Annotated in this window: 6 protein-coding genes; 1 reads left to right on the top strand and 5 read right to left on the bottom strand. The window is 73.0% G+C overall.

Annotated features, from left to right (window positions below; translation table 11 throughout):
* From FRW57_RS18490 to FRW57_RS18510, 5 genes are all read right to left on the bottom strand, one after another.
* On the bottom strand, nt 1-338 hold a 338-nt coding region (locus FRW57_RS18490), incomplete at its 3' end, for an MBL fold metallo-hydrolase (RefSeq protein ID WP_152186705.1).
* Nucleotides 335-1,114, bottom strand: a complete 780-nt coding sequence (locus FRW57_RS18495; RefSeq protein WP_152186706.1) for an NUDIX hydrolase — start codon at nt 1,112-1,114, stop codon at nt 335-337. The genes FRW57_RS18490 and FRW57_RS18495, both read right to left, overlap by 4 nt.
* Before the next feature lie 78 nt (nt 1,115-1,192).
* Nucleotides 1,193-1,669, bottom strand: coding sequence for a RidA family protein (locus tag FRW57_RS18500; RefSeq protein ID WP_137120371.1), 477 nt, complete (start codon nt 1,667-1,669; stop codon nt 1,193-1,195).
* A 2-nt stretch (nt 1,670-1,671) separates the two neighbouring features.
* On the bottom strand, nt 1,672-1,827 hold the full coding sequence (locus FRW57_RS18505; protein WP_137120370.1) for a Sp36 family protein: 156 nt from the start codon (nt 1,825-1,827) through the stop codon (nt 1,672-1,674).
* 199 nt (nt 1,828-2,026) lie between these two features.
* Nucleotides 2,027-3,298 (bottom strand): NAD(P)/FAD-dependent oxidoreductase, encoded by a 1,272-nt coding sequence (locus tag FRW57_RS18510; protein ID WP_152186707.1) that lies wholly within the window; start codon nt 3,296-3,298, stop codon nt 2,027-2,029.
* An 83-nt stretch (nt 3,299-3,381) separates the two neighbouring features.
* Between FRW57_RS18510 and FRW57_RS18515 the strand changes: the two genes are divergently transcribed.
* The coding region (locus FRW57_RS18515; RefSeq protein WP_152186708.1) for an alpha/beta hydrolase at nt 3,382-3,946 on the top strand (565 nt) is incomplete at its 3' end.

Consider the following 3,946-nt stretch of genomic DNA (forward strand, 5'->3'; position numbering starts at 1 on the left):
ACCCGGTCGCCGTCGCGCAGGTCGTCGTGGCCGGCGCCGATGGCGCGCACCGGCGCCCGCGTCAGCTCGGCGAACCGGTCGGCCGACTCGGCGTGGTCCCAGTGCCAGTGGGTGAGCAGCGTCTGCACGACCCGGCCACCGCGCCCCGCCACGACCTCCAGCGTCCGTGCGAGGTGGGCCTCGTCGAGGGGGCCCGGGTCGATGATCACGTAGTTGTCGGAGCCGGGCTCGGCGAGCAGCCAGGTGTTGGTGCCGTCGAGCGTCATCGGGCCCGGGTTGGGACACAGCACACACGTGGCCCGGGTGGTGACGTCACCGCCGTGCCACGCGGCCGTCATACCGGCAACTCGCTGCGCATCATCACCACGCCGTCGACCTCGACCGGCCGGGGCATGACCGGCGCGACGGTGACTGGTGCGGCAAGGAACTCGGCCGTGGTCGGGGCAGCGGCCACCTGTTCGCAGCAGACCACGGTGGGCGGCAGGAGCAGCGCCTCCCCCTCGGCGTAGTGCCGCAGCAGCGTCATCGCCTCGGTCCAGTCGGCGTGGTCCGCCTCGGTGGTGAGGTCGTCGGGGAGCTGCCCCTCCGGCACGCGCGCGGCAAAGAAGCGCGTGTCGTAGCGGCGCGGCTCGAACTCGGGGGTGATCCAGTGCCCGCGGGCGACCAGGAGGTCGGAGCGGAGCACCAGGCCCCGGGCAATCAGCATCTGGGCGAACGACAGCTGGTGCGACAGCAACGCCTCCCGGTCGCGGGTCCAGCTCGGGGCGGAGCGCAGGTCGGCCACCACGGAGTCCTCGCCGGGCCCGGCGAGCAGCACACCGCACTCCTCGAAGACCTCGCGGACGGCAGCGATCACGAGCTCGCGGGCGGTCGCCTCGTCGGGGGCGCCGAGGGCACTCGCCCACTCGGCGGGGCTCGGTCCGGCCCAGGGCAGCTCGGGATCCGCGTCCCTGGGGTCGACGCTGCCGCCGGGAAACACCCACATCCGGGGCGCGAACTTCATCGACGCCACCCGGCGCAGCATGAAGACCTCGACTCCGTCGGCCGAGTCACGGACCAGCATCACCGTCGCGGCAGCTCGTGGCGCGGCCACGTCGGTCCAGGGCTCGGCCATCCAGGCCCTGGCTCGCTCGCTGAGTATGGCCGGCATCGGGAAGTCGCGCACCGAGCCGGCGCCGGCCTCGGCGATGGCTCAGTCCTCGACGGCGACGACGATCTCGACCTCGACGGGCGAGTCCAGCGGCAGGACAGCCACACCGACGGCCGAGCGTGCGTGGGCGCCGGCGTCGCCGAAGGCCTTGCCCAGCAGCTCGCTCGCGCCGTTGATCACTCCGGGCTGGCCGGTGAAGGTCGGGTCGCTGGCGACGAAGCCGACGACCTTGACCACTCGGGTCACCTTGTCGAGGTCTCCGACGACGCTCTTGACCGCGGCAATGGCATTGAGCGCGCAGGTCTGCGCGAGCTTCTTGGCGTCGTCGGCCGGCACCAGGCCGTGACCGTCGCCGACCTTGCCCGCCTGCACCAGCTCGCCCGACACCATGGGCAGCTGCCCCGAGGTGTGCACCAGGTTGCCCTCGCGCAGCGCCGGCACGTAGGCGGCCACCGGCGCGGTCACCTCGGGCACGGTGAGGCCCAGCTCGGACAGACGCGTCTCGACACCAGAGGTCATGGTCAGGCCTTCTCTCTCTTGAGGTATGCCACCAGGTTGGTGCTGTCGGGGCCGGTCAGGACCTGCACGAGCTCCCAACCGTCCTCGCCCCACTGGTCGAGGATCTGCTTGGTCGCGTGCACGATCAGCGGCACGGTCGCGTACTCCCACTTGGTCATGGCTCGCACTCTATCGCCGGGCTGTGGCGTCGCTCGGGGTGGTGGGTTCGGCGGCGGGGAAATGCCGGGACGTCCTGCGAACCGGCGGCCCCCACGACCACACCGCAGGACCTCACGCCAAGCCCGACCGGGACGTCCTGCGAACCGGCGGCCCCCGCCACCACACCGCAGGACGCTGCGTGAGGCGGGAGCCGGGCCGTCAGCGCACGGGGTCGAAGGGGCGCAGCGCCTCCGGCACGACGCCGGTGACCATCTGCTCGGCGAGCAGCTCGCCGGTGATCGGGCCGAGCGTGACGCCCCACATGCCGTGGCCGCCGGCCACCCACACGCCGGGCGCCTTCGTGGCACCGACGAGAGGCAGCCCGTCCACCGTGACCGGGCGCGACCCGACCCAGACGTCCTTGCGGTCGTCCCAGTCGACGCCGGACAGCAGCGGCCGACCGGACTTGACGATCGCCTCGACCCGCTCGATGTGCATCGGCTCGTCCGGGCCGCGGAACTCCATCGTGCCGCCGATCCGCAGCCGGTCACCGATCGGCGTGCAGGCCACCCGCTCGAAGGGGAAGTAGACCGGGCAGGGCACCGGCGGGTTGTCGACCGGGACGCTGAACGAGTAGCCGCGGCCGGCACGCAACCTGGTGCGGACGCCATACGCCCTGGCCAGCTCGGGCAGCCACGCGCCCGTGGCGACGACCACGGCGTCGGCCCTGACCGGCGGGCCGGAGTGCATCTCGATCGTGATGCCGCCGGGGCCGTGGCGCAGGGTGCGGGCGTTGACGCCCACCTGCACGTCGCCGTCGCGGTCGCGCACGGCGTCAGCGATGGCCGAGACGTACTCGCCGGGGTTGATGAAGCGCTGGCCAGCGATCCGGATCGCGGTCTCGACCTCCGGAGCGACGATCGGCAGCTCGGAGCGCAGCGCGGCGCCGTCGACGTCGGAGGTCTCCAGCTCGAGCCCCGCCTCGCGGATCAGCTCGACCTCGTGCCGCAGCCCGGCCGCGTCCTCCTCGCGCAGGAACGCCGCCATGATCGGCGCCTCGTGGCTCGTGGCCTTGACGCCCCCCGCCTCGAGCAGGTCATAACCCTCGATCGCGCGGCGGTTGACCGGCACGTAGGCGGCCATCGCCTTGCGCCACTGCCCCATCGTGCAGCGCCGGCCGAAGCCGACCAGGAACGACAGCAGCTCGGGGTCCGGCTTGACCGGCACGTAGAGCGGTGAGTCAGGGTCGAGCATCGCCTTGACGCCGTACTTGATGACCGACGGCTCGGCCAGCGGGATCGCGAGTCCCGGCGAGACCCATCCCGCGTTGCCCCACGAGGAACCGGCGGCAATCCCGTTGCGGTCGAGCACCGTCACGCGGACCCCGCGCTCCTGCAGGAACCAGGCCGTGGACAAGCCCACCATCCCGGCTCCGATGACGACGACGTGTGCGGGTCCCTGTCCCGACTCGGGACGAACTGGCGTGGCCATGAGCAGCGCTTCCCATCTCCGACGACTTCGATGTCGTAGTTCTGCTCCGGACGCTATCAGCCGACCCGCTACCGTCGACGGCGATGGTCACCAACGAGGCAGCACCGGTCCCCGCCGAGGCCGGGCCCGAGCACCCGATCCTCACGCGCGTCGCCCCACCGCCGGATCTCACCGGCCGCTACGGCACGGGGCCCGACCACCTGTATGACGTCCGCCTGCCGCCCGCACGCGAGCGCGGCACCACCGTGGTCATCCTGCACGGCGGGTTCTGGCGGGACCGGGTCGACCGCGCCCACGCCGGCTGCCAGGCGCAGGCCTACGCAAACGACGGGTTCCACGTGGCGGTGCCGGAGTACCGCCGCACGGGGTCGCCCGGGGGCGGCTGGCCCGGGACCTTCGAGGACGTGCGCAGTGCGCTCGGCGCGATCCGGGCCGACCCGCAGCTGCCCGAGGTGGTCGTCCTGGCGGGGCACTCCGCCGGGGGGCACCTCGCGGTCTGGCTGCTGAGCCAGCCGGAGGGTGCCGGCGTGCGCGGAGCGGTGGCGCTCGCCGGGTGCGTCGACCGCGGCCGCGCCGCCCGGGACGGACTCGGCAACGGCGCCGCCGTCGACCTGATGGTCGGCCGCCCGGACGACCTCGACGACCGAT

Origin of the sequence: Segeticoccus rhizosphaerae, assembly GCF_009192725.1 — a bacterium.
Taxonomy (GTDB): Bacteria; Actinomycetota; Actinomycetes; order Actinomycetales; family Dermatophilaceae; genus Segeticoccus; species Segeticoccus rhizosphaerae.